The organism is Hydrotalea sandarakina (assembly GCF_003254115.1).
GTDB classification, from domain to species: Bacteria; Bacteroidota; Bacteroidia; order Chitinophagales; family Chitinophagaceae; genus Hydrotalea; species Hydrotalea sandarakina.
In genome coordinates this window covers 1-2,078 of record NZ_QKZV01000025.1, presented here as the reverse complement: position 1 = coordinate 2,078, position 2,078 = coordinate 1, and the positions used below count along the sequence as shown (strand labels likewise).

Annotated in this window: 1 protein-coding gene; it reads right to left on the bottom strand. The window is 30.5% G+C overall.

Annotated features, from left to right (window positions below; all coding sequences use genetic code 11):
• Positions 1-116 precede the first annotated feature (116 nt).
• Positions 117-1,724, bottom strand: a complete 1,608-nt coding sequence (locus LX80_RS14310; RefSeq protein WP_111297327.1) for a vitamin K epoxide reductase family protein — start codon at positions 1,722-1,724, stop codon at positions 117-119.
• Positions 1,725-2,078: the final 354 nt, after the last annotated feature.

The following is a 2,078-nucleotide window of genomic DNA, read 5'->3' as shown; positions in this document are numbered from 1 at the left end:
AGAAATTTTCTTTTGGGCATCTTTGCTCAAAATGGTTACACCTTGTAACGCTGCAATTGTTTTTAACATACGTTTTGTTTTAAAATGTTTAAAAATGATTGTTTATGTTTTGCTAGCTAACACATGTTTTGATTTGACTGGGCTCTTTTTCTATTTTCTTGCTCATGCTCAAATTCAATAATTGCTTCTATATGAAAACCCAGGTCATTTATTCTATAAATAAGTGGAAATTGTTTGTTGTTAATGAGTAGCAGTGGCGTTAGGGTTAACTGTTGTTGTACACACCATTCTGCCTGGTTTTGTAAAAAAGGTTGTTGCTGTTTTACAATATCACTGAGTTGTTTTAGCTTATCAAATTCCTTAAAATTGGGGTTGTTATACCAGTTTTCAATAGTTTCAATGCCCTTTTCTTTGTTGTTAAAGTATGTGTGTACTAGCCAGCTTGCAATCTTAGTTCCTAAGTCGATCGTGTATTCATAGGGGACAAAGAATACAATTCTTAAAGAAATATTGGCAGGGAATTTTTGTAACAAAGATTTTAATTCACCATGAGCTTTTTGACATGCTCGGCATAGTGGATTGGAAATAAGTGTAATTTGTATTGGGGCTTGTTCTGAACCTATGATAATTTCCTTTTCTTTTTTTAAATGACTGTCTTCAATAGAATTTGTAAGCTTGTAATAAGCAATAAACAGGTGATAGTTGCGCTTAAAACTTAAGCATTCAATTTCAGTATTATGCAGTTTGGCGCTGTTTTCAAATAATTGCTTTAGATAATACCATACTAAATAAACAAGTGCAGTTATGCATAATACTGCAGCTATAAATCGAGTTTGAAGGAAAATTTGCGAAATGGAAATAATTGCCACAATTCCTTGTAGCAGTAATATGGCTGCTATGGTAAGGCATAAAGGGCACCATTTTTTTATAATATAGGCCTGCTGATAGATAGAATAAATCGGAAATAATATTCCAACAATACTTAGAGCTAAGAGTATTGAAATAGCATTTGGTAAAAGCAACAAGTAAATCAATTGCAAAGAAAAATATACAATTCCTGCATCGGTAAGGTTTATGTTTTTCCAGAGATTAGCTGCTTTTGAATGTAAAACTTGACCACAATCAGAGTTTTTTGATAATGTGCAGAATCGCTGCAGAAAATGGTTGTTAAAACCTAAACTATGAACAAAAAGCAGTATTGAGCATGTTAACCCTACTATTGTTAGTAAGAGGTAAGCATAGATATTGAATGTTTGAGTGGATTGTAACCAGAATAAGAAAAAAACTGTAAAAGCCAAAAGGTTGATGAATAAAGGTCTTAACCAATCATAAATTTTAACACCTAGTGTAGGTTCTTTCTTTTCAATTACAACGATAATGCCAGTGAATATTTTTTTAAAATTATCAAAAGTGATTGAAAATGATTTCTCCTGTCCAGTGTAAATTTCGATGGAAACTGTTGAGATAACCCTTGTTAATACAAATTGATCAATCTTGTTATTTCTTATCAATGCGAGAAATGATTCTTTCAGATTTGGTATATTGTCAATGTCAATTTGAGCTGCCTGGTTTTCAATTTTGAATGTATTGAGTGTATCAGTAATAGAACTAAGTGTGCCAATATCAGGATGTGAAAGAAATTGTAATTGTATTTTTTCAATACTTACATCATAGTGGCTTTGCTTTAACCACTTGTAAATTATGTTAACTGTGTTTTCTTCCATAGTCTTTAGTGGCAAGGTCTATAAGTTGTTTAACAATAAGTCTGGATTTAATTTTTAAATCAAAATTTGTGAATGTTGCCATAAGTTTGCTTACAATTAAAATATTATTTTCTATTTCAGAATGTTTTGCACCACCTGTTAATCTTAATTTGAAATTTTCAACTAATTACATTTTCTATTTCTTAGTTTGGTGATTTCTATCATTCTGCCACATAACTTACATTTATATATTCTCTATTGTAAACTTAAAGAACAACCAAAACTAATACATTATTTATGATATATCTTTAGTAATTTCCCTAAATCCTATACGTATTTCTACGCAATTTTTTAAAAAATAGCATCTGCCTATCA